This window comes from Dyadobacter sp. OTU695, from assembly GCF_038440355.1.
In the GTDB taxonomy this organism is placed as follows: Bacteria; Bacteroidota; Bacteroidia; order Cytophagales; family Spirosomataceae; genus Dyadobacter.
Genome location: NZ_JASATN010000035.1, coordinates 1 through 23,370, shown reverse-complemented (window position 1 = coordinate 23,370; position 23,370 = coordinate 1). Strand labels below are relative to the sequence as shown.

18 protein-coding genes are annotated in these 23,370 nt (G+C 41.1%); 10 read left to right on the top strand and 8 right to left on the bottom strand.

The features are described 5' to 3' along the window. Positions 1-99 precede the first annotated feature (99 nt). The 3 genes from AAHB90_RS31435 to tnpA all read right to left on the bottom strand — a co-directional run bounded on the left by AAHB90_RS31435 (position 100) and on the right by tnpA (position 1,090). The gene (locus tag AAHB90_RS31435) at positions 100-237 is read right to left on the bottom strand and encodes a hypothetical protein (protein ID WP_342089298.1); all 138 of its coding nucleotides are present in this window, start codon (positions 235-237) and stop codon (positions 100-102) included. 349 nt (positions 238-586) lie between these two features. Next, a complete protein-coding gene (locus AAHB90_RS31430) occupies positions 587-859 on the bottom strand; it encodes a tyrosine-type recombinase/integrase (RefSeq protein WP_342089297.1) in 273 nt (90 codons plus the stop codon). Between the two features lie 60 nt (positions 860-919). After that, complete coding sequence (gene tnpA / locus AAHB90_RS32905) at positions 920-1,090, bottom strand: IS66 family insertion sequence element accessory protein TnpA (protein ID WP_446717947.1); 171 nt, start codon at positions 1,088-1,090, stop codon at positions 920-922. 203 nt (positions 1,091-1,293) lie between these two features. On the opposite strand from tnpA, the gene AAHB90_RS31425 reads away from it, so the two are divergent. From AAHB90_RS31425 to AAHB90_RS31410, 4 genes are all read left to right on the top strand, one after another. After that, positions 1,294-1,929, top strand: a complete 636-nt coding sequence (locus AAHB90_RS31425; RefSeq protein ID WP_342089296.1) for a hypothetical protein — start codon at positions 1,294-1,296, stop codon at positions 1,927-1,929. A 154-nt stretch (positions 1,930-2,083) separates the two neighbouring features. Beyond that, on the top strand, positions 2,084-3,268 hold the full coding sequence (locus AAHB90_RS31420; protein ID WP_342089295.1) for a hypothetical protein: 1,185 nt from the start codon (positions 2,084-2,086) through the stop codon (positions 3,266-3,268). 35 nt (positions 3,269-3,303) lie between these two features. Continuing rightward, complete coding sequence (locus AAHB90_RS31415) at positions 3,304-4,833, top strand: AAA family ATPase (protein ID WP_342089294.1); 1,530 nt, start codon at positions 3,304-3,306, stop codon at positions 4,831-4,833. After that, positions 4,814-5,827 carry an HNH endonuclease gene (locus tag AAHB90_RS31410; protein ID WP_342089293.1) on the top strand — a complete coding sequence of 338 codons (1,014 nt, stop codon included), beginning with the start codon at positions 4,814-4,816 and terminating at the stop codon, positions 5,825-5,827. The genes AAHB90_RS31415 and AAHB90_RS31410 overlap by 20 nt, the downstream gene beginning before the upstream one ends. A 539-nt stretch (positions 5,828-6,366) precedes the next feature. Here AAHB90_RS31410 and AAHB90_RS31405 read toward each other — a convergent pair. The 4 genes from AAHB90_RS31405 to AAHB90_RS31390 form a co-directional block, all read right to left on the bottom strand. Further along, complete coding sequence (locus tag AAHB90_RS31405) at positions 6,367-7,092, bottom strand: hypothetical protein (protein ID WP_342089292.1); 726 nt, start codon at positions 7,090-7,092, stop codon at positions 6,367-6,369. 17 nt (positions 7,093-7,109) lie between these two features. Beyond that, positions 7,110-9,029: a sialate O-acetylesterase gene (locus AAHB90_RS31400; protein WP_342089291.1), complete on the bottom strand. Its 1,920-nt coding sequence runs from the start codon at positions 9,027-9,029 to the stop codon at positions 7,110-7,112. 8 nt (positions 9,030-9,037) lie between these two features. Next, positions 9,038-10,282 (bottom strand): SGNH/GDSL hydrolase family protein, encoded by a 1,245-nt coding sequence (locus AAHB90_RS31395; RefSeq protein ID WP_342089290.1) that lies wholly within the window; start codon positions 10,280-10,282, stop codon positions 9,038-9,040. Between the two features lie 799 nt (positions 10,283-11,081). Beyond that, positions 11,082-12,311, bottom strand: a complete 1,230-nt coding sequence (locus AAHB90_RS31390) for a site-specific integrase (protein WP_342089289.1) — start codon at positions 12,309-12,311, stop codon at positions 11,082-11,084. Between the two features lie 1,268 nt (positions 12,312-13,579). Between AAHB90_RS31390 and AAHB90_RS31385 the strand changes: the two genes are divergently transcribed. From AAHB90_RS31385 to AAHB90_RS32900, 6 genes are all read left to right on the top strand, one after another. After that, positions 13,580-14,524, top strand: coding sequence for a hypothetical protein (locus AAHB90_RS31385; protein ID WP_342089288.1), 945 nt, complete (start codon positions 13,580-13,582; stop codon positions 14,522-14,524). Between the two features lie 347 nt (positions 14,525-14,871). After that, positions 14,872-16,542, top strand: coding sequence for a hypothetical protein (locus AAHB90_RS31380; protein ID WP_342089287.1), 1,671 nt, complete (start codon positions 14,872-14,874; stop codon positions 16,540-16,542). Positions 16,543-17,090: 548 nt separating this feature from the next. Next, on the top strand, positions 17,091-17,858 hold the full coding sequence (locus AAHB90_RS31375; protein WP_342089286.1) for a hypothetical protein: 768 nt from the start codon (positions 17,091-17,093) through the stop codon (positions 17,856-17,858). 100 nt (positions 17,859-17,958) lie between these two features. Further along, positions 17,959-18,792, top strand: a complete 834-nt coding sequence (locus AAHB90_RS31370; RefSeq protein WP_342089285.1) for a hypothetical protein — start codon at positions 17,959-17,961, stop codon at positions 18,790-18,792. A gap of 204 nt (positions 18,793-18,996) precedes the next feature. Continuing rightward, positions 18,997-20,811 (top strand): ATP-dependent nuclease, encoded by a 1,815-nt coding sequence (locus AAHB90_RS31365; protein ID WP_342089284.1) that lies wholly within the window; start codon positions 18,997-18,999, stop codon positions 20,809-20,811. A gap of 84 nt (positions 20,812-20,895) precedes the next feature. Then, positions 20,896-21,099 (top strand): IS66 family transposase, encoded by a 204-nt coding sequence (locus AAHB90_RS32900; protein WP_446717946.1) that lies wholly within the window; start codon positions 20,896-20,898, stop codon positions 21,097-21,099. Between the two features lie 254 nt (positions 21,100-21,353). Here the strand turns inward: AAHB90_RS32900 and AAHB90_RS31360 are convergent, their stop codons facing one another. Then, the gene (locus AAHB90_RS31360; RefSeq protein WP_342089283.1) at positions 21,354-22,490 is read right to left on the bottom strand and encodes a hypothetical protein; all 1,137 of its coding nucleotides are present in this window, start codon (positions 22,488-22,490) and stop codon (positions 21,354-21,356) included. Positions 22,491-23,370 lie beyond the last annotated feature (880 nt).

Genomic DNA, 23,370 nt, shown 5'->3' with positions numbered 1-23,370 from the left:
ATTTGGTACCAGGTCGACGCTTAGTTGGCGAAGATTTTCATAAGCAGTCGGGAATAAAAAGAGATTTTCAATTTCGCGAGGGGTAGGTGAGCAGATTGTTCACCCGAGCCTTGCCAGTTCCACCCGCATGAGCGTATCGACGCTCACTTTGAAATCATCTGAATATTTCAGATGATCCTCCGGCTTCGGGGCTGCAGTCTGCCCAGATTCCAGCGCATTTAATTTGCTGCGAGTCATAAAGAGCTGGTCAGTAAGCTGTTGCTCGGTTATTCGTTTCCTTTCTCCAAGAAATTTAATGTTCTGCGCGAAAAAATATTTGGAAGATTCATTGCGGTTTGTTACAATTGGTACCAAAATTTTGTCACGATTGGTGTATATCTTAAACAATCACAAGGCCATGACAGCAGAATCAGCTGCCTATAAACCCATCCCTGTGGTAAGGCACATAAATGGCCAGATGATCAAAAAGGTGTTCGAGCAGATTAAAGATGATGTCCGGGAGATCATCGAAACCGAGATTGCGAATATCAAGCAGGACCCGGCGCCACAATGTTCTCCGCCGATTGACCGGCGGAGAAACTCAACTTTATTTAGTGGCTCTAAGTTTGCCCGACTTGGTAAATAATTTGTCCTTGACTCTTGATACGTTTTCACTAATGCGGGCTTTGTTGACCCTGGCATACCGTTGAGTGGTGCGGATACTTTTATGTCCCATCATCTTGCTTAGATCTTCCAGCGGCACGCCGTTGTTGAGCATAATATGTGCAAAGGTATGCCTTGCAAGGTGGGTGTTGAATTCTTGCTTATTGATCGTGATGCCGTCAAAGGAAATGCCGCAGATATCAGCAAGTTCCTTCAAGTACACATTGTAGCGGTAATTGACCTATTCAAAATCTTCGCTCACGCTCGTTTACAATCTCTACGAAGCCGGCCCGTTGTTATTCTGACGACAGTACCTGGCACGCCAATAGCCTAATTTACTAACGCTGATCCCATGAAGCCGGGCAAAATTCTGCCGGTCATAACCGCCCGATTCCAGTTCAGCAACTAGGCGGAGCATCTCTTCCGCTTTTTCCGCACCCTTAAACATAATCTCAATCGTCTGATGTTTTCAATGTGCGATATTGAGACTTCTGACACCATCACGGAAGATGCGCTTACTTAGGTGAATACAATTCAACTAGACACGTGCTCGGAGAATCGCGTATTTCTACGTATATACGCTTTAAATTTCGCGTATAGCTTTGTAAAACCAAATCTGCATATTGTTTGACACTTAATCCGATGTTCGTTATGACGAAGTATGAGGAAATATTTTTTATCGCCAATCTCTTGGTTGAGGCAAAAGCAGACGGTTCTGTGGACCTCAATGAGGCTGCTGTTTGGAAGAGTCTATATCTAACGGATAAAACAGTGGTTCATGAAGACTACTTGTTTCAACTTAATGATAAGGGACTTTTATACTACGATGAATTTGGCGAAGATGGTTTCAAGCCTATCGTAATGTGTTCAACAGTACCTCAGACAAGAGATTACCTAAAACATCTAATCTTGGAAATCGAGTATAACGGAACATGTGATCGAAATGAAATTGAAAGATTGGACAAAAGAATAACAGACATTTTGACTTTTAACCCCAAAAAATTATCAGACGAACTTAAAGCCACGGAGAGCGTTATTGCGGCGACAAAAGAGCAATTGCGCTCAAGTTCCTTACTGCAACCTATGATACCTCAATTGAACCAAATTGAGGAGCACTTTAAAAGCCTAAATAAGGTGGCTCGCAACTATGAAGAAGTTTATAAGAACATCATTTTGCCCGTTAAAGAAGAAGGAAAATTGGGAGTTCGACAGACAGTTCGGTGGGCAATCTTAAGTATTATTATATCGACTTTATTTTCGATAATTATTACTTGGGTTACAAAATAGCTGGCAATTCTTACACTTGGAGTTCGAGAATATATAGGAATACATAAATTCGTACTACTACTTTCCATCATAAATCTTCGTTCTATGTTCGGGTCTGCATCACAGCAAACGCTCATTCATGCGATCGGAATTCTTTCAATCAACCATTTCTGAGATGAATGAACTTCAATGGTCAACAGCATACCGACTTCTTGCCAATCGTCTCAACGACTTTTATCTTAGAAACGAGACAAGGTCCGGATCGCTCTTGCTTTCAATGTGCCTGGATCTACCATTGGGTTTGGAACTTTTCCCATGGCTGGCAAGATTTGGGAAATCTGAATCCCAACCTAGTTTAGACCCAATTAATGTTTTTGCTTCATTTAACGGCAAGCAAATCTCTCCAACTCTGCGAATGTTGCGTTACAACTTCCTTCTCGAATTACTGAGTACAGGAACAGATACCACATATCAGCAAGTTGACTCAATTGATTTCCTTGGGTGTCCGATGCCGCGGACAAGTCGCATTCTCTCTCTCAGATCTCTATTGGATCAGCAACAAATCTGGAAGGTATTTGCAGAAGTTATGTCAAAGGGAGCAGGCGCAATATCTCCAAAGATCTTTGACAATGTCAAATCCTGGGCTGGCGTGCAGTTGCCTTCGTTTACAATTTTTCTTTTTTGGATAGACAGCGATCATTTTATTCCGCTTGACAACAACACCGTGGCCTTTTTGAGAGATCAAGGTAGGCTAACGAGTAGATCAGTTTCTTTTGAGACATACTCTCGTTTACTGACTGAAACTAGTGGTCTTGATTATGTGGAGCTATCGAGACGGGCCTATAACTATGTAAATCAGATACCAGAGAATATACCTGAGTTACAACCAGTAAAAAGCGATGAACCAACGGATAGTTTGATAGACTCTTCTCCGTTGGATGAGCAGAGAGAAAAGATTTTCAAAAGAAAGCTGAGGAACCGTATCGGCGAGTTCAAAATGGTGGCTCTCAGAATCTATAAAGACACCGCCACCCAGTGGAAGCGAGTGATTGACCCAGGTCAACTTTATCAGTTTTCAAAGGCTTACGATTTTTCAGATCCGGAGGTTATCACCTATGAGCCATCAAAAGACCTGCGTTTGTATAACGTAGAAGGTATGTCAATATCTATTTCCGCGTTGGTTGGGAAAAATGGATCAGGCAAGAGTAGCATTATTGACCTAATATATATTGCCCTCAACAATATTTCGGTACGACACCCGGCTATAACCGATTATATGGAGTATGTTGAAGATGTATTTATGGATTTCTATTACGCGACGGAAGACCTTTATGGAATTGAATTAAGGGGCCTGATCTGATTATTAAAAGATATGCTGCCAAACAGGAAGGATTCATGTATGCAGAGACGATAGATATTGCTGATTTTAACCTCCAGGATCTTTTCTATACTGTGTCTCTCAACTACGCACATTTCGCGTTAAATTCTCGTCACCTCGGTGATTGGATTAATTATCTGTTTCATAAGAATGATGCATATCAACAACCGCTGGTGTTAAACCCTCATCGTAACGAAGGAAACATTGATGTAAACGAGGAAGAAAGCTTCGCAAATGCCAGGCTACTTTCAAATATACTCTTCTATGATGCTGATCCCGATGCATCGGGCAAAATTGCAATGTTCAGAGAACTTACAGATAAGCAATCGGCTGAGGAAATCGAGCTGAGCCTGGAAATCAAAAAACTTGAATTTCTGTTTGTTATCGATGCACCCACTAAAAAAAACCCGGAACGTAAACGTTATGCCGGATGGGATGTGGCCGAAAGCTATTGGGGTAACTTTGTTGCAGCTGTGGAGCTTGCCTTTGGGATACCGACTATGGACATTGACAAAAGTCCCGTATTAGGTTCATCTTGGGCGGATATATCTTACAAATATATCTTAAGGAAGGCCATAAGCATCTCACTTAAATACAAAAAATATAAAGGCGAATATATTATTAGCAAAAACTCCTTTAAGGATTTGCCAGCCTATTTGGAAAATTTAAAGGATGATTCGAGCCATGTAACGTATAAGTTTAAACAAGCTATTAATTTTCTTAAGTTTGACCATTTGCGGCAATTTTTAAAGCATGATCTTCAACCAGCGGAAAAATATTCCGTACCAGTGGATGATCTCTCAATCGCCATCTTCGAAGAAATTGCAAACAGCCGGGATGAGCAGCTGAAAACAATCCACATGATCCCGCCCTCATTTTTGAAGCCAGAAATTACGCTAAGCGGAAATGTTAAGCTCGCGGCTCTCAGTTCGGGAGAAAAACAGAAAATATTTGCTGCGGGAACCATTGCTTACCATTTGTTAAACATCGATTCCGGCAATAACGACGATAGCCAGGTGGGCTATAAATTCGTCAATATCATTTTTGACGAAATTGAGCTTTATTACCACCCTGAAATGCAGCGAACTTTTATCAGTTATTTATTGAAGTATATCAGTCAACTCCCACTAGAGTTGGCAGGTCTAAATCTCACTTTTGTGACACATTCACCTTTTATACTGTCAGACATCCCTTCTGAGAATATAGCTTTTTTAGGAGGTGATCGATCTGGATGGAACACTTTTGGCGCCAATATCCACGATATGCTAGCAGATAGTTTTTTCCTCGATAAGGGTGTAATGGGCGAATACGTTAAAGGTACGATACTAAGTCTTAGCGCATTTCTAGCAAAAAATGAGCTTATTGATGACTTTGCATGGACCCGAGAAGCTGCATTGGATGTTATAAGAATCATTGGAGAGCCAGTGATTCAAAAGCAACTTCAGTCACTGTGGATCAAAAAATATAAAGACGAGGATAGGTTAGCAAGGATAGAACAATTGCAAATCGAATTAAAAGAACTTCAAGATGAGAAAGATATACAATGACGAAGTGTTAAAGCGAGTATTTAACAAATATAAACAAAATTTATTCAGCACGCGTGACTTTCGACTTCCCAAAGAGGCGTTAGCCGCACTGATAGCGCTTCCCAACCGTGCGCAACTATATCAGTTACCCAACGCAAAAATTGATGCATATATAGGTAAAATTATTAATGAATATGAAGCTATTATAATGGCGGATCAACCGAAAATGATAACCCTCATTAAAGAGTTTGGCACTATTGTTGCAGTTAGCAAAATCAAGAAAAGATTTTATGAAGACATTGTCAGGGCTATGCGTTATGATGCGCTAAGAGAGAAAGAATTTATACAGATGGTTCAAGAACTTGGAATCAAAACTTGCGTCTACTGTCATGCACAATTGACTTTAGTTATAGACAAAGAATATTACAAGAGAAACTTTCCAGATATTCCCGCGAGGAAGGGGGACGTCAGGTTTCGTCGGGCGCTCTTGGAACTGGATCATCGCCACCCAAAATCTAAATATCCATTTTTGTCAACGACATTTTATAATCTCTATCCTGTTTGTGGCAGCTGTAACCGCATTAAAAGTAAAAATGAGTCAACATTTGATTTATATTGTGACCATAAGGATGTCGAGGTTTTTAGGTTTAGTTTAGACAAAGATAGTGTAATTGATTGCTTGACTAAAAAGGATAAATCCCTGATTAAAATATCTATCAATTGGCTAAATATCAATGATGATGATGCAAAAAAGTATCTGAATATGTTTGATATACAACAAATATATGATACGCAAAAGGATATTATAGAAGAGCTACTGCATAAAAAAGTAGTATACAATGACAAGTACAAGAAAGAACTTCACGATGAGTTTCGTCTACTTTTCCCTGACCCGTCTATGGTCAACCGACTAATCATTGGCAATTATGACCAGCCCGAAGACGTCTTGAAAAGACCGATGGCAAAGTTTGTGCAGGATATTGCCCGGGATATAGAACTCATTCCGAAAATATGAGATTCTAACCAATCATAAGAATCGGCTAGGTCTCGTAATATGTGCGAACTGAATAGATGTGCGGAATCACGGAACCGACATACAAGTGCCCTGCAAGCCAATGACTTGCAGGGCGCTTCATCTTCCGGTAAAACGGTTGATCGTAAAGTCGGCGCATTTTTCTGTGTCTGTTTTAATGGCACAAGCCTAGAAAATTACAGAATGCAGCGACAGAGGGGTTGATCGGACTGATACGATCAACGCTTGGGGGTGTCTGTGACGTGAAATACTGTTCACTATTTTGAGTTTGCGTTCCGCATCTAAAAGCATAACAACAAAACTGTGACTCTTCATCAGAAGACGTTCACTAAGAGAAGTGTGGTTTATAGAAATAAATAATCCCGTTAAAATGCGGTAACCTTAGAGGTCAGCATATTTCAACGGGAGGTTAGACGGTGCTGCCAAAATTTTCAACAAGTAGGCTAAAAATCAATCCTAAGCTTGTTTTTCAACATAGAAGACACCCTCTTCGTTAGTACTATCGATCAACAATTTACCTACTATTTACACTCTAAAACTGTTCCAGAACCTGTTTGCCAGGAAGGTCTCACAACCAATTTGGGGCTAATATACAATTGCTTAACCTGGGGCGATTTGAGAATCCAGAGCAGGGGATTGCTACAAATTTTTAAAATAGGGAGATTATAGCATCCGCTAAGATCCAACGTTACCAAATTGACAGCAGATGATAGATCAATATCTTCAAACATGGTAAATTGTGCTATCAACGTTTTTAACTGTTTGTTCTTTCCTAGCTTCAGATATTTGATTGCCGATATATATCCACCTCCGTCACTTCTTCCAGAGCATTCAAGATATTGCAATTTCTCGTTTTGGCTTACATCCAATGTGTCCAACGGGGCAACATAGTCCTTATTGATGCCTGACATTGATGTGTAATAATAGCCCGTAGTAACATCCAAACGCTCTTGGTTTCCGGTAAATTTCAGATATTTGAGATTTGTGAAATACTCCAACCCTTTCAGACTTAGCTTACTACCGAACATTTCTATATTAAGCGAATCAATATCTTTGATCATCGCATATCTTATTTGTCCATCGGCAATTGTGTTATCATCAATTTTTGCTTCGATCAAAAACTTTTCCAAATCAGCTGATAAGCTTATCGACTGGTCGTCTCTGGGTAAACCTGATTCGACGGGATCTTTTCCACAGTTTGTTAAAACAACTACCAGAAGCAACCAAATGTAACCGTGCTTTTTCATAGCAAATTTTGATTAGGTTATTTCGCAATTAAAACCCTTTTAGTCTCGTTATGCTGCATTGTCTCCAATCTATAGTAAATAAATTGTATGTCTTGGTTCAAATTTAGCTCTTTCAGGGAAATGGAATAATTATGTTTTCCTTCGCCAATATCGTCAGTAAATTTCTTTAATACAAGGCCCTGGCTATTAAGCAGCATAATTGTCATTGGCGTACTCATAGTTGTTGAGAAACTGATATTTAGCTTTTGTTCCTTTGACAAGGGATTGGGGAATATACTAGTACTTTCAAGGATTGGAGATCCTACCTGCGATTCAACACTCATACGGGCGCCCGGCATATACTTTACATAAACCCATGGCACAACTTGATATATTTTCCCAGTAGAGCTTTTCACATATCCCGAAAACCCCAGGTCACCTGATGGAGGTGTTGGATTGTAATTGTTCCCCATCGTAGCTGCGTCTTGTTCAAAGGCAAACGCGCCATAATCATTTTTCCATCTGTAAAATGCAAAACCACCAGATGTGCTCGCCGTATAATCAAGACTTGCGTTCTTAGTAAGCGTTAATTTAGGAAGTGAAGGAGTAGGTAAAATTGGCGTCGCGGCCAAGATAGTTCCCATATTTCCATAAACTTCGTTAGCCATACTCACCAAATTAGCTTCACTGAAGTGTGTCCCATCGGGTGACCGCGGAGTGTAGCTATCCGAATTTTGAGACATCCAAGAGACGTTTGAGGTAGTCGACTGCACAGAAATTTGCTCATCTATCACAGACGCTAAAATTGTTGTGTCACCTAGCGGTGTAAACAGGGTTGGGGTCGTGCCAACTTTTCCGGTGTAGTGGGTGTCTATAATAGAACTTGGAGGATTACGCTGCTGACCGTTGAGAGACACCTTAGAAATGGCCCAATGAAGATTTGGATGAATCGTGCGTGTATCTGCGATTATTGCCTTTAATTTTGTGTCATAGTCTAAAATTGAATAGCCTGCGGGCACTGGTCCGGGGTTATACTTGGTTTTCCTGTTCTGACTTAACAATGTTTTTGTTTCAGCTTCACCTTGGTGCCACAGTACCGCCCGCACTCCGGTTATGTTAACATAATAAGTCAAGAAATCTCGCATATCAGAATAAGGAAGACGATTGTCGAAAGTGGAAAACCCCCATGGATTAGTAGTCATTACAGTTGTGCCGTAGACCATCATGTTTGCATAGTTGTTACTATACATCTGTTTGACCCTATTCATCGAGTCGTGCCAGTTCGTAATACTACTACCTCCATGCGCCATATTATAAAAGGCAACTGGAATAATCCTATTCGGAGCTTCTCTGGTTACAATTTTGTTCCCGAGTTCTTGCCAAAACCATGGCCTGTCACCTCTTGGCCCTATCTTTGGAGCCGAAGGGCTAATAGCAGTGAAAATTGGGGTCCACAAGTCTCCAAAGTCACCGTAGGGTGAGTTCCGGTTCCCGACTACACAATCCAAATTCTCTGAAGTAGTAATTCGTTGAACTGGATCACTTCCCTGGGCATTTGATTGCCCAGCAATAACGAATACCTCTCCAACGCCAAATTTCGTCCATCTTGCCGGAGAAACTTGATCTGAAACCTCAAACACATACCAGCCAGTTGGCACATCGAGCGTGAAATGGTAAATTCCTCCATCTCCCAATGCACTCATTGCACCCGCGGGCAGAGCTTGTGAAGGTTTCCAGTCTGGGCTTTGTTGAACTCCGTACTTATCTAACCTCCAAATACGATAAGACACATTTGTCCTGTTTTTCACCTGCCCTGAGAACGTAATAACAGCACTTCCGCCAGGGGCAGCATTTCGTTGATAAACCATACTATAGTATGGTGTCCAAATTCCCGAATCCTGCGCAATAGCACAGAATGATGTGACAACGGATATGATAATCAAGTAAATAGATTTCATAATTTCTCTTATTTAATATCTTTAATTTTGACTAGCGGAATATTAGCGTGATAGAACACATTGATAGATTTAATGAATTCGTTAGCTATCACTGCCTGCCCTATCTTAGTTGGATGTATCCCATCATTAGAGAAAAAATTGCCTGCCGGATAACTTGGGTCGATTTTCACTCCATCTTCCGACACATATGTACCCGACAAAATTTGAGAGTAAAGCTTGTGTAGGTCCACAAGAGGGATATTGTTTAGATCAGCTATTACTCCGAGCCAGCTATTATATTTTCTTACGTCAACTTGCTCCTCGGTCCCGATAACATCCTCATCCGAAAGGGGCTCTTCCCTAGATCGTCCGATCGACCCGACACTGGTAAACAAAAGGCTGGTATTGGAATTTGGGATAAAGCAATCGCCAGAGTGCGCTTTTCTAACCTGTAGTTTTCCATTGAATTCCGTGTAAATCTCTTCACCTACCTTTGTTTTCATTTCGTCATATCCATACGACCGGAAAAAAGGAAACTCAAGGACATCGGGTACATTTGCCATTACCCCTCTTGCGCCTCTACTTGTTAGAAGTTGTATCAGGTAGTTTTCTGGAAAATACCCTTCTCTCTCATTGGTAAGTAAACTGATTGGTTGCCCTTGCCCACCACTTTTATAGTAAGAAACCAAGTCGTGCATGCCGATTTCGAAAGTAAAAAAATCTACGTTCTTAACTCTTTTATCGATGATATCCAGATACGACACTTTCCCTTCTCCCTGTTGATCTGTAAATCGGTAGATATGATTATATGATTTTCGCTCGAACGATGGAAGAAAAGAGCCTTCCATGGTTTCGTTGACCAGAATGTTAGATATTTTCAAGAAAGGTATTGCGAAATTACTAACATCTTCTTTTGCCTTTGGTAGTCGACTTACTTTTCCAGAGGGGGTCGCCGTATCGATAAATCTGAGTACACCTCCTCTATAATCAACTTTTTCGGTACCTATCGAAACGGAGTCATCCAGAAGATCTTGCATAAAATTTGTCAGTTTCATCTGGGTTGCAATCAGATTCGGGAATGCGCTTTTTTGACTTTCACTCGTAAGACCACTATTGGACACTCCGGCTGATAAAGAACTTCCAACTGCGATGTAATTCAATTGACTTGCTGGCTTGCTTAGGTCGCCGTTGATGTTGCTCTGGGCATAAACACTGATTCCTAAAAACATAATCATTGCAGTTAACCACCGCGTTTGTCTTTTTTGTTGATGCATAGCGTTTAAATTTGAAATGAAATAATTTATTAACAATGAAGAAACTGCTCGAAGAATAGATTAAGTAAGTATATAAAAAACTTTTCAAGCCATTTCCGACTGTTAATTTCGACAAATCACGTTTTTTTTCGACCAGTTAAGCATTTTTGTCGACAAGTGATGATTTTTTTATTGGCCAGGGGGGACTATTGACTATGAGTATATTGAAATACTCCCCTTTCACTGGGCAGCGAATGGATGAAATTAAGTTTAAGATGCTTTCGCATTGGTCTCGAAAAACAGATCATGAGGAATGTAGCCAGTGTAGCCTTACCTAAAATGTAAGCTTCCCCACCAGTGGAAAATCAAAGAGATCATCGATTAGTTGTGTAACTGACTTAACGGTGCCAGGATACTCAAAAGATAAAAGCGATAATTAAGTTTTCTTTATCACAAATGTTAGCCGGAACAATTACCTTTGTAGCGATAGTGAAGTACTTGACTAAACTGAATCAAAGTAGATCATTCTATCTGTTAACCGATTCGTTAACCTAGGTTCGAGAGCGACGAAAAACAGCCGTTTAGAGCATATAAGCACCATAAACAGGATCCCAGCGGAGTCACTAACCAATAATTTAACTATACGTCATCCTTAAAATTGCCACCGACGATCTCAAAACAGAGAGGGTATTTCATCCTTGAAAAAGTTCTAGTTTAAAGTGACTAGTCTGCCCAAATTACTAAGGCAAGATTAACAAATAGTAGCAAAAAGGCCACGTTTCCATGGCCTTTTTGAGATGATCGTCATCCAAATTCTCAATTACGCGGTTTTGGCCAGCTGTTTGATTTTCCCACGTAACAGCTTCATATCCTTGCTGACCTTGGTATCCATAATTTTGGCATAGATCTGGGTTGTCCTGATGCTCTTATGGCCCAGGATTTTGGATACTGTTTCAATAGGTACGCCGTTTTGCAAAGCGACAGTGGTCGCAAAAGTGTGCCGGGCAATGTGGGAGGTCATCGGTTTGTCGATGCCACATAAGGTGGCAATCTCTTTGAGATATTCATTCAGCTTTTGATTGCTGGGCACTGGAAGCAGTACACCTTTGCTGACACAAACCGGATGGTCCGCATATTTTTCCATAATTTTCTTTGCTTGCGGTAATAGCGGGATATTGGAAGTAGTCTCCGTTTTTGTGCGGTGGGTAAAAATCCAGGGCAGACCATCTATACCTCTACTTACCTGGGCTAAGGTCAGTTTTTGTACATCCGAATAGGCCAATCCGGTAAAGCAGCAGAACAAGAAAGTATCTCTCACCTGATCCAGCCTGTCGGAGACAAACTCTTTCCGGGCTAGCGCCTCAATGTCTTCTTCTGTAAGAACGGTGCGGTCTACATTTCTGTACCGGCCTTTATAGTTGGCAAAAGGATCAGAGCTCATCCACCCGTTATTGATACAGATGTTGATGATCTTGCGGAACATCTTTAAATGCTTTACCGTGGCGTTATTGCCCATCTTGCGCACCCTGCGCAGGTGGAATTCGTAATCGGCGACAAATGCGAAGTCTATTCGGCGAATGTCAAAATCGGTAGCATTGAACCTGGCCTTCAAAAACTCGAGCGTATGGCTATGAACGACCCTGAAGCGTTTGTAGGTTCCTGGTGCATATTCGCTGCCAATCAGCTCTTTCATGCGATGGTTGTGGTCGCTGATAATTCCCATTAACAAACGAGGTTTTTCTTCCCGCCCATGAAGTTTGTTTTTGAGCGCCTCGGCTGTTATCACTTCGCCTGTTTTGATAAGCTGGCAATGCGCGCTCAATACCAGAGCTTGCAGGTTATCCAGGTAGGTGTTCAATATTTTGGCATCTTCCTTGGCGCCATTCATCCGGCCAGCCGACGCGTTCCAGCGAGTGGGATCACACTGCCTGCCTGTGGCAGTCTCCGCTCTTTTGCCATCAACAGTAATACGCATGTAAACAGGGACAGCACCATTCTTGTAGCCCTTTGGCTTCTTCAAATAGAAGAGCAAGCTGTAATTCGTTTTCATCTTTTTGACGCTTTAAAGGTTAAACAAAGTTAGCCTTGCAGGTCAGGTAGCACAAGATGTTTACTAGCTGAACATCTTGTGCAACAATGGGTTAGATGAAGGTCGGTGAGTAAGAAAGCAGCAGGGATTTACTCACCGAATTACTCACCACTTTATTGGGAATAATTGCATATTTTGATAAACCCACTACAACAAAAAAGCCTGCAAATGATCTGATTTGCAGGCTTTTACCGTTTTTTGTGATTGAATCTTGTGATCCCGCTGGAATCGCAAAATATCGACGAAAGTAGTTGATTGTCAGTTAAGTTATTCGAGCTAAGCGAATAGGTGACTGAATTGGGGACCGAATGAAATGATTCTATCTGGTATCATTCAAATATTCTCCGAATCAAATTAAGTCTTTTTTAGTCGGATATCCTAAGACGCCCAGGAATGGCCTGATCGTCGTAGCGTATTCATGCCTACTTTTACAATTATGAGTGTTTCAATAAATATGTAGGTAAAGGGTTGCTTGCATTTGCTGCTACAATAAGGCATTCGGGCGGAAACCAGCAGCAGCGATCTTATCTGTCCTGTCTGATTTGGTAGTGTGGTGCGGTTCAACTCTAAGATTTCGACTATGGAGGTGCGCAAATTGCGTCTCAAAAGGCCAATTTTTTAAAATTGTAAATCCGCCTGATTCGACATAGAACTCAAACACGTACTAAATGGGATGGCTGTAACGGTTTATGTAGAACCGATTAATTTGAAAGATATTTTCGATCTTTCGTCAGGAACGTACGTAGTCGTTGAGTGTCATTTGCAACTGACTCCAAGACATCATATATTGTTAATATAAATTCCCCTCTATGGTATATCTAACATCAGAGCCGCACCGGCTCTCTTCTCGGAACAGTGTCCTTCTTGTCGTTAATTGTTCGTCGAGGAATTCGGGCTTTCGTAGCACTTAGAATAGAGGAAAGTGACGAAGTTGCATATTACAACCGTGATGTCCGCGGAGACGATTCAGCACGCTGCTTCTGCGCCATTTTTGGAGCCTGGCGGTAACTAGTGGAAGGCACTTGTCGGTTCGAATTTACCGCTCAAAAGGGAGTGTCACCAAAGTGTGGGATTAGCTTGATAAGATGCTGCTTACGAGAGCGTGAAGGGTTTCCTACCCTTATAAACCTCGGTAAACCTTCTCTAATTTGCTAAAAGAGATAGAGAGCAGAGGCAATCATAAAGGGGACTGGAGTCGATAAAAAGTTTCGACTCAATCCCTTACACTTGTGAATCCGGAAAGTATCAATAAGATAAACAGTAAATTGGCGATGGAATGGCTAAATGAAGAGTACTTGGGATTTTTAAGCATTTTCACGAGCCTTTTTAACGCTTATCTTATACGCATAAAAGAAGAACTGGATGCAAAGGAGATCCCAGAAATCCTAAAGAAGAGCAAGCAGCGCAAGTTGCGGTTCGCTATATATTTGTTGACGATAATTATTACGATTTTGGCATTCTTAACGACAGGAAAAGTTAAATATGAAGGAGTTGTTGCGGCAAGGAGAGATTCTACGTGGAGGAGTGAGGTATCGAACCTTGGCTTCTCACATGCACATAAGTTAGATAGCCTTCATAAGGAATATAAAATTCAGAGTGATACCTCTCAATCGCTCTACCGGCAATTATTGGCCCGAGCAGGCAAATTGGGTGACACGACCCGTGTAATTTCAGCTTCTACCCGAGGGATTAGAGCCACAACAGAAAATATTTGGGGAGTGATTTCTAGGAACAATTTGTCAGCAGAGGAAAATAAGCCAGTGCTTGAATTCGTCCCGAGTTATATCGGATGGATTAAAGGCGATGAACAGAGGCCGCGTGGAATGATTCGAAAGTTTAAACAACTTGAATTCCAAATCTTTAATCATGGTGAAGTTCCGATTCAAAACGTAACCGTTAGGCTTACCGGCTCACTTGGGATGGGGATAAATGATCATAATGAATTTTCTGAAACCTCACCACCAGAAGCGGTAACCAAACATTTCGCAAAACTTGGTCCTAATGAAGGCCTTCGGTACCACACCGGTCGGTTTAATGGCGCTTTTGGTGAAATTAGATTGGAAAACATAATAAGAGTTGATTGGGGGGAAACTTCGCATAGGCGTTGGTATGAATTGAAGATCACCTCAATTTTTATAACCGAATCGTTTAACATTGACCGAGCTTTGTTATAACGATTCGGGCTCTGCCAAACCAATTTTTAAATCATGGTGAAAGTGCTACATATCTCATAGAGTTTTTGCGCGAATTTAAGTAAGGCGGGAATATCCCCAGCGGCCAGCGTGTTTGATTGAAGAAATGTGCTCCCGGTCTTGATATTTTGGCTTTCCCATCTAAATTCATGTGAGTGTACCCCAACACTGATCACAACCCATGGCCTAATGCCGGACAAAACTACGTTTCGATCATTTTTCGGACTTAGCCATCCGCTATCTTGACCGAACTGTTTAACTTATGTCGGACGCTACTAATGTGAGATCGATCAATAATTAAATTGCCCTCTCTAGAAAACTTATCAATCATGGCTGACAGAACGCTGATTCACAATAGAATACTAACATATCAGACAGTTTTTGATGCATTTCCTCCTGAAGATCGCTGCGAACTGATTTCCGCTATCAGCAAATCAGCTCTTATCAAGATTATTGCTGGAACTAATTATAGGCTAAAACCGAAAGATGTTATTAGGGTAGACGAAAGCGTTGAACTCCAATATGAACTTCTCGGCCGGTTTATTCAGGTTCCTGAGTCGTATGATAGAGTGGTTACCGTATTCAATCAATATGTTCTAAGCGAAATCGAGTACGGGCGGGTATTTATCAGAGAAAGTTGTCTATACGCCATGGAGGAAATTATAAACAGTCCAGATTTTGATGATAAAGGTACTGACGGCAGCTCTGCACAAGAACTATTTGATATACTGCGATACTTGTTGGCTGTTAACCAAGAGATCTATAAAAATGCGAATGTCCCAATAGAAGTAACAGAATTTAACAATGAGGAGCTTAATCCTAAAACCTTAGCTTTGAGCGAATCTAACGTACAAATAAACCCTATCCTCGTCGCAGCTCGCGGTTTCCTTTTGTGCGCCCATTTACAGTTTAATTCTCCATACGGAGAGCAATTCAAGCATTATGTGAGGGATACATATAAATTGTCTCCATTTCAAATGGTATTCGTAATTTATGAGATGTATTGCATAAATCACAGTGGAGACCCGAATCTTGACTACTTGTATCGGGTGGACCCGAGCATTTACGGCGAACGATTTGATAGCTTAAGTAAGCGAGTGAGGAACGAAGACACCATTAAGATTTTGAATATTAAGAAGAATCCATTTTATAAAATAGATGATTTTACTTACGTCCTTTTAGATAACTCATTACTTATTTTAAAAGCTTATACTCAATTAATGAATGATTTTTGGTTCGATTCTTTGAAAGACTCAACGCTGACTAGTAAGAAGCAAAAGGATAAATATAAGTCATTTATGGGCGAATTTGGACTTTTCTTTGAAAAGGTAGTCGATCATTCTATAAAATCAAGTTTTGCACAATATGATGGTGTTACGCTTTTAACTTTCGACCAGTTGAAAGACCCTTCGAAAGGCTGCCCAGAGGAAATTGCCGATTTATATCTGCGCCAAGGAAATAAAATCATCTTAGGTCAAGTAAAGGGAGGGAAAATTTACGACGCTGAAAAATATAAAGGCTCACTAGAAGGGCTTTACAGGCAGAATAGAGACAGTTTTTTTCAAGGTTTTGGTGTGAGGCAGATTATTGACAGTCTCAAAAAACTTGATCGCTTTATTCCAATTTTCGATGATCAATACGACCTTCAAGGGCAGATCAGCATCTTTCCTTGTATTATTGTTGACGATTTCGCTCTACAAACTCCCTTGATGGCCGATGTATTTAACAAGGTATTTTTTGAACTCCTAAGTAAGGAAAATTTTGAGCGTTTTTTCATCAATCCGCTTTCCATAATACATATCTCGGATTTAGAAAAGATGGAATATACTCTTCGCCGAGATCCTGAACAGATTTGGAGATTTATGTCGTTAAACTTTGAAGACTCCCGCTTTATCCCCCCCTTTTACTCTACGGTGGATGGATACCTTAGAGACAATCTGATTCCTGAGCGCGTTTTTCGAATAATAAATCATTTCAAACAGCTGTATTTGGCATCTTGACGTCTTCCCAGCTATTCAGGCGGCTGAAAGCAGAGTTTCGGGTATCTTTGACGCCAGTACATCTTTCTTATCGAGAGAAGTAACTAATGAGGCGCATCTCCAGGTAATAAAAATCTATGTCGTGCTTACGAAGCTTTAGGTAGAATTCGCATTCGTCCATTTTACAGGGACTTGGTGTCATTGCCGCGAGCACCGTGTTTACTTACATCCGAAGAGCAATGATGTAATGACACGGCACCTTATCATAGTTCAGTGCCGCATAGCAGATAAACTAGGTCACCATTCGATCTATGGCTTTCTTAACAAAAAATTGTATCTTACGGCGATCGTGAATATTAACTCTTCTCAAATCAATGGAAAGTACTAATACGAATTGCCCTCACTGTAGCGAGAAATTACCACTGGTAGAAAATTTGTTTTTTTGTCCGTATTGCTCAGAGCAGCTAAAGTGCAAAAGCTGCAATGAGCAACTATTAACGAATGCAAAAGTTTGTTTTAACTGTGGCTCCTCTATTAGGAAGGTCGGATCAACCGAAAATGGCGTGATAATGAACAAGCTGGACTACGAACAAAAAGGTGACAGTAGAAAACTGAAATCTAGATTCACAAATGAAGTCGGTAGTGTTTTCGCCGAAGCCTTTGGAATCATGCTAGGCGGGAACGTGCAGTCAAGAAGGATACAGAACCCGTTTGCTGGTGGATCGAGCTTCATCAAGGTTAATCCTACGGCAAAGTCCTCGTCACGAGAACTTACCAACATCTCCGATGCCGAGTATGCCACAATAGATGCCGATACAGGCCACAGTGACGTTCTTCCTAGATATTTCAGGCTTGAAGACAATAAACTAAAGTTAGTTAATTCACGTGTAAAGCATTCCGGAAAGTTGGACCAGTCAATTCGAATTGCTATACTGACTTTGTATGCCTACGAATGTGCAGATCATGCGGAAGTTGAAAAATCAGTGCTTAGTGAATTACTTAATTCAACAAAGCTCTATGATACCCATTTTCAGGGCTGGCTTGCTAAATGTGATGAAATTGTTAAAAGTTCTTCGAAACTTCAACTAAGTGTCCCTGGTCGGGAAATTGCGCTCGAAATCTTGAAGGAAATAGCAGACGACTCAGTTATTAAAGGATCAATTGCATTTAGCAAGACTTCCCGTGGAGGAAGACGCACGAAAAGAAAACAAACAAATGATTCGGCGTCTGGCGTAGAGCAAAAGGCCAAATCTAGCAATCCACGAAAAAAGGGAGCTGCATATTATTTTGGTGTTTTAATTGATGAAGGATATTTTGGACAAAAACGAAAAATCTGAGAAATAATCGAACATTTAAAGGTGAAGAAAGCTGAGAGCTACTCCACAAATGAGCTTTCTACCCCGCTTAAAAGGATGATCAAATCCCAGAAACTTAAACGTGAAAAAAATTCCGAAGGACAGTATGAGTACTATGCATAATTCGCAAGTTCTTGAGGAAGCGTTAGGCGGTGTAGAAAAAAATTTCAAAAAAAGAATTATTGCTACATACCTAGAGTTGAAACATCGACACGCCAAAGCAGGTTACAATCAAGAACATGATTCTTCCGGTTTAAGTGCAGGTAAGTTTTGTGAAACTATTTTTCGCTTTATCGAATGTGAACTTAATTCAGGGCAATTTACGCCTTTCGGTAGTAAAATTGCGAATTTGGTAAAAGCATTTCAGGAATTTGAAAAAACTGGAAAAAATCAAGGTCATGAATCATTGAGGCTGACGATCCCTCGCGCGATAATTTTGATCTATACCCTTCGTAATAAAAGAGGAATTGGACACGTAGGAGGTGACATAGACGCTAATGCTATTGATGCTTCAACAATTGTAAAACTGGCTGATTGGGTGCTATGCGAGCTAATTAGGATATACCACACTATGTCCTTTGAAGAAGCGCAAGCGGTAGTTGACTCTATTAATCTTAAATCGATTCCTGAAATATGGGAAGTAAACGGCAAAAAAAGGGTGCTTAAAAAAGGACTCCCTTTCAAAGACCAGGTTCTAATATTGACCTATTCAGAGGTCGATAATGCAATTGCAGTGGAGGATCTTTTTGAATGGACTCAATATAGCTCGTTATCTATGTTTCGCAAACATGTCCTTACACCACTTCACAAAGAGAAATTGATTGAATATGATACTGAGCTAGATTTCGTACACCTTTCTCCGATTGGAATATCGCGGGTAGAGCAGGAGCTCTTAATGGTAAGAGTTCCTGCTTGACAAAAAAAATAGTCCTATTGCAAAGCCTTTTTCACCGACCCCACGATGAACGGACTACGGTAGAATTGCTTCAAGTTATGCATCCGTAAAGGAAAGATTTAGACCAATGAGCTGAGATGTGCCTGGAATTTCTAGCTAGCAACTAGGCCATGCAACACTGACCTTCAGACACCTAAGAGCCCTCTTTTTTCAAACCAGTATTCAATGATCATTATTAAGTCAGTCGAAATACACAACTTTCGTTCAATCGTACGCTTTGACCCTAAGCTAAGCCCGAATCACCTCAATATTATTGTTGGACAAAATGATATTGGGAAATCCAATTTTCTCAAAGCATTAAACCTTTTTTTTAACGGCGAGACTGAGATTGGCACACCTTTCCGATTTTCGGAAGATTATTCAAAATTCGCACCCAAACGCCGTAAAAAAGCGGCTGAAATCAAGGTGATTCTGGAATTTCAAACCCCAAATCGTTTCAAAGACCAAGAGATTATCGTGTGGACAAAAATTTGGCGACAGGACGGGTTGTTTAAAGACCAAATAGCGACTAGGGGGGAAAGCGAGCTTTCAGGGCGAAGTGGTGCCTTACAGTGGGTAAAAAAAGTAAAGTATAAGTATGTACCCGCGATTCGTGGAACAGAATACTTCAATTATTTGATGGGGGATCTCCACGACGCACTCAGTGAAATCAACCCTGCAGCGTTCAGTGAAGCATCCGAGAATTTTGTGGAGGGACTGAAATCACAAGTAGAAAGCCTTGTCGCAACAATCAGCCAGGAACTTGGGTACGCCAGCCAGATAGGAATACCTTCCGACTTTAAGCAATTATTCTCCACACTGGATTTTGCGTTGGATAAAAGCGGCCAATTAATTTCTTTGAACAAGCGGGGTGACGGTATCAAAGCGCAACACATCCCCATAATCCTGAAATTCATTGCGGCGCACTACAAATCCATTACTGGTAGAGCAATCATTAACCCGGATACCATCTGGGGCTTTGAAGAACCGGAAAATAATATGGAGATGGGCAATGCGTTCAAGTTGTCCCAAATATTTGCCAGCTTTTCGAGGGACTTGCAGATCTTCATCAATACGCATTCACCTGCTTTTTATTCATTAGCAAAAAGTTACGTGACTGAAACCAGCCTCTATTTGGCAAAGATGGCGGACGAGGAGTCGGGAACAAATCTGATCAGAATTCCGGTAGATCAAATCGAACTATTCGATCAGGAAATGGGTATCCTGCCGATCGTTTCAGACTATATAAAAAAAGAAGCCGACAAACGAATTGCTGCGGAATCGAGGGTTGCCGAACTTTCGGCACTAAGGAGCAATACAAAATTCCTGGTTCTTTCCGAAGATGAAGACCTGACTTACGTCCAAGAATTATTTGAAATGCAAGGATTTGATCGTGGCATAACAGAATTTATCTCTTATCATGGCAGAGGAAACCTTATGGCCGCAATTCAAAGCAGTAAAGTTAAGTTGACCGATAAGCCGGACTTGAGTGACATCATTTTCCATAGGGACAGCGATATTTACGATGGGGACGAGCCGGACAAAGACCGTATCGAGTATAGTCTCAATCAACTGAACCGGTCGACTACGGTTCGCCATACGTTATTTCTGACAAGTGGATATGACTTGGAAGCCTATTTCATCAACCCGCAACACATCAAGGCGCTCTATCCCGAATTTGCTGAGAGTTTCATAGAAGATGCGATCGTGACCGCAAGCCAGGAAACGCGAGACAAGTCTCTGGATAAACTTTATTCTCAGATTGAAAAATATCGTATGGAAGCAGAGCGGAACAATGAGTCGCACAAATTCAGTTTTGCCAACGTCATTAAGAAACTTCAGCAACTTTATGACAGCAATCCAGAGCGATACAGATACGGGAAAACGGTGCTCGGTAAATTGACAGATAAGTTATCAAGTGGAAGGAGTAACGTCAATTTGATCCAAAAAAGTGACCAGATTATTATTCCAGAGTTGAGGGCTTTGCTACAGGTTCACTAGGTAACCTACATCCCTTCGTTCTTGTATTTGGTAGTACTGGTAAGGCAACCAATTGGGAACCCACCCCTTCACATCAGATACTTTATGTGGGTTTACAATGCCCCATGTGACAAACTGAGTCTGTTTGACTACCGTAAAGGCCATGACCAAAGCGGCCCCAAGCAAATGCTTGGTGGCTTTAAGGCCATCCTTCGGGTAGAGGGTTACTCAGTGTACAGAAAGCTTTTTGGAAATTATGCCGACATGTTGACGGTCTACTGCATGGCGCATGCCCGCCGTAAACGTTGACTCTCTTCCGTAATAAACATCTGGCTAATCATGTCGTGGGGCACATTCAGCAACTTCATGCCCTGGAAGAACAAATTCGTCGGCAGCGGCTAGATAGGGAATAAAAGACACGGTTGAGACCGAAAAAGGCGGTGCCAATCCTTTTTGAACTGAAGCATTGGATGAATGAGCAACTCCCACTTGTAATGCCCAAAAGACTTCCTGGGTAAGCCATTGTTAAAAAAGACTTACGAAAGCCTACTGATTGCTAAGATCTAAAATGCGTCAATATCAGAGCTTTCGCGCGCTTTTCTTCTGATTACCATACTGAGAAGCATAATTATGATCATCAGAACCATGTTGCTGATTGCGTATGACCAGTATATCCACCTCCAACCATCTCCCATTAGGGACTTAGATAAAAGGTTCACAGTAGCGAGCAATACAAAGGATAGGGAAGCCATAGAAATAGTGTAGGCAAGAATATTTTCAAAAAGAAATATCCATGGATATTCTCTCACGATGTGAGCGCTGGACGTAGTGCGCAGAAGAATAAATACATGCCAGAGTAAAGCGAGCAAGTACAATTCAAGCGCAATACACGCAAAAGGTGCTATTATGTGTGAGTTGTCGATGTTCATTCTTAGTCCAAGGAGTTCAATGTCAGTTTGTTTGCTCTTCTTGAATTCCTCCGATTTTTCGGATAATAACTCCTTTACTTCATTGATTGGCTTGTGATGGTTATCCCTAACTAAGCGTATAAATTCTGGATATTCATCAAATATGTATGCGAATATAGTTGTATCCGAATACACCGACTGAGCACTGAGCTGAATCAGGGTGACACTATCAGGTTTGTATTCCTTGGAAAACATGTCATACGGGGAGACATCTGGTCTATCCGAGAAATCGACCTTCCCCGTAGCCAGGAATCCCTGTATTTCTCTAATTCGTCCTTTTTGTGTTGGAATCGCCCTAAATTCTAAGGAATCAGCAAGTTGATCATTGCCGTTATCTCGGGAAATTGGAACAAGTGATTGAAGTTCTTTAAGATCCGCCAGAGACTGCCTTAAATATTGTTTCAATATCCTCATGTTTGCCTTGTCCTCTAATATCAAGTCATTTAGCCTGTTGGTCAGGGAATCAATTATTTTGTCTTTCGACCTAGATCTCTTAACCATTTCAGTTAAATCCTGTTCCGAGAGAACAAGAAAGTGGTTACCATAAACAAATCTAGCCTTATTGGTTTTCGCGAGAGATTTCAGTGTGTCCTCCGTTTGGTTGATTTCAAACAAGGCGCGATCATAAGGATCTTTTATTCTCTTCATACTGAGCGATACGATGAAAATAATGGTACTAACGATCATTAGTAAATGGTAAATGCTTCTCGCAGACGCAAGGGTATCTTTCATTCCTGAGCAGAGTTTGCTCAAATTTACGCATTTGACCTGCGGGTACAAACCAGAATGACAACGTGACAGACCTATAGTTCCGTGATACGTTGTGGGAAAATGAAATACTAAATGACCAACGAAAATACTATATGCCGGAAGCAGTACACGCGTGTACCATACAGTCGAAATATTTCGATGGCGAGATAAGCCCTTATCCATAGCGCATGGTCGAATTTCATAGGAAATAGCACGGTTGAGTATGTTCGCCGTGATCTTCGCGTCAAACCCCGACCGATGTGGAACGGGAAAGGTTTGTAGTATGCGGAACAGCAACTACATGAGTCAAAGGGTTTTCATTCTTTGAAGGATTTGACAAACACAGACTATTGTACGTGGGAGGTTGTGGTTTGGGAAACAATCCGCGCCGCCCTACAACAGCCATCAAATCCTTACTGCGCTTGCGGTGAAAGCATTCCTGATCGTGAGTTGAAGTGTGTGAAATGTCAGCATGTCAATGGATTACAGCAGGCAGACCAAGAACGTTTGGTTGCAGCTTTGGAAAAAGTTCGAGATAGGTTCTTTCCAGTCGATTACACGAGAGTGATCGAGATTTATTGTGGAATGAAGTCAACAAAGCACTAGCAGTGCATAGTGATAGGTTAGGATAAAAGATCGAGATTATCGCAACTGTCTAATGTTACGACGTATCAAGGATAATTGATATGTGAGAATAGAGCCGATCCCTATGAATGCTGTGAGGTAAGCGAGTAACATTTTAGCCACTAGATCAGATCCAAGATTTGTCTTGCAAACAACGAGTGCGGAGGCTAAATACGGCACGATTGTTAATGAGATAAACGATATCCCTCTACTCCATTTGTCTGGAAATAACGCTAAC

What these genes read in the sequence shown, in the direction of transcription:
- AAHB90_RS31435 (WP_342089298.1), bottom strand. Translation starts at nt 237, where the DNA reads ATGACTCGCAGCAAATTAAATGCGCTGGAATCTGGGCAGACTGCAGCC.
- tnpA (WP_446717947.1), bottom strand. Translation starts at nt 1,090, where the DNA reads ATGTTTAAGGGTGCGGAAAAAGCGGAAGAGATGCTCCGCCTAGTTGCT.
- AAHB90_RS31425 (WP_342089296.1), top strand. Translation starts at nt 1,294, where the DNA reads ATGACGAAGTATGAGGAAATATTTTTTATCGCCAATCTCTTGGTTGAG.
- AAHB90_RS31420 (WP_342089295.1), top strand. Translation starts at nt 2,084, where the DNA reads ATGAATGAACTTCAATGGTCAACAGCATACCGACTTCTTGCCAATCGT.
- AAHB90_RS31415 (WP_342089294.1), top strand. Translation starts at nt 3,304, where the DNA reads ATGTATGCAGAGACGATAGATATTGCTGATTTTAACCTCCAGGATCTT.
- AAHB90_RS31410 (WP_342089293.1), top strand. Translation starts at nt 4,814, where the DNA reads ATGAGAAAGATATACAATGACGAAGTGTTAAAGCGAGTATTTAACAAA.
- AAHB90_RS31405 (WP_342089292.1), bottom strand. Translation starts at nt 7,092, where the DNA reads ATGAAAAAGCACGGTTACATTTGGTTGCTTCTGGTAGTTGTTTTAACA.
- AAHB90_RS31400 (WP_342089291.1), bottom strand. Translation starts at nt 9,029, where the DNA reads ATGAAATCTATTTACTTGATTATCATATCCGTTGTCACATCATTCTGT.
- AAHB90_RS31395 (WP_342089290.1), bottom strand. Translation starts at nt 10,282, where the DNA reads ATGCATCAACAAAAAAGACAAACGCGGTGGTTAACTGCAATGATTATG.
- AAHB90_RS31390 (WP_342089289.1), bottom strand. Translation starts at nt 12,311, where the DNA reads ATGAAAACGAATTACAGCTTGCTCTTCTATTTGAAGAAGCCAAAGGGC.
- AAHB90_RS31380 (WP_342089287.1), top strand. Translation starts at nt 14,872, where the DNA reads ATGGCTGACAGAACGCTGATTCACAATAGAATACTAACATATCAGACA.
- AAHB90_RS31375 (WP_342089286.1), top strand. Translation starts at nt 17,091, where the DNA reads ATGAACAAGCTGGACTACGAACAAAAAGGTGACAGTAGAAAACTGAAA.
- AAHB90_RS31365 (WP_342089284.1), top strand. Translation starts at nt 18,997, where the DNA reads ATGATCATTATTAAGTCAGTCGAAATACACAACTTTCGTTCAATCGTA.
- AAHB90_RS32900 (WP_446717946.1), top strand. Translation starts at nt 20,896, where the DNA reads ATGTGGGTTTACAATGCCCCATGTGACAAACTGAGTCTGTTTGACTAC.
- AAHB90_RS31360 (WP_342089283.1), bottom strand. Translation starts at nt 22,490, where the DNA reads ATGAAAGATACCCTTGCGTCTGCGAGAAGCATTTACCATTTACTAATG.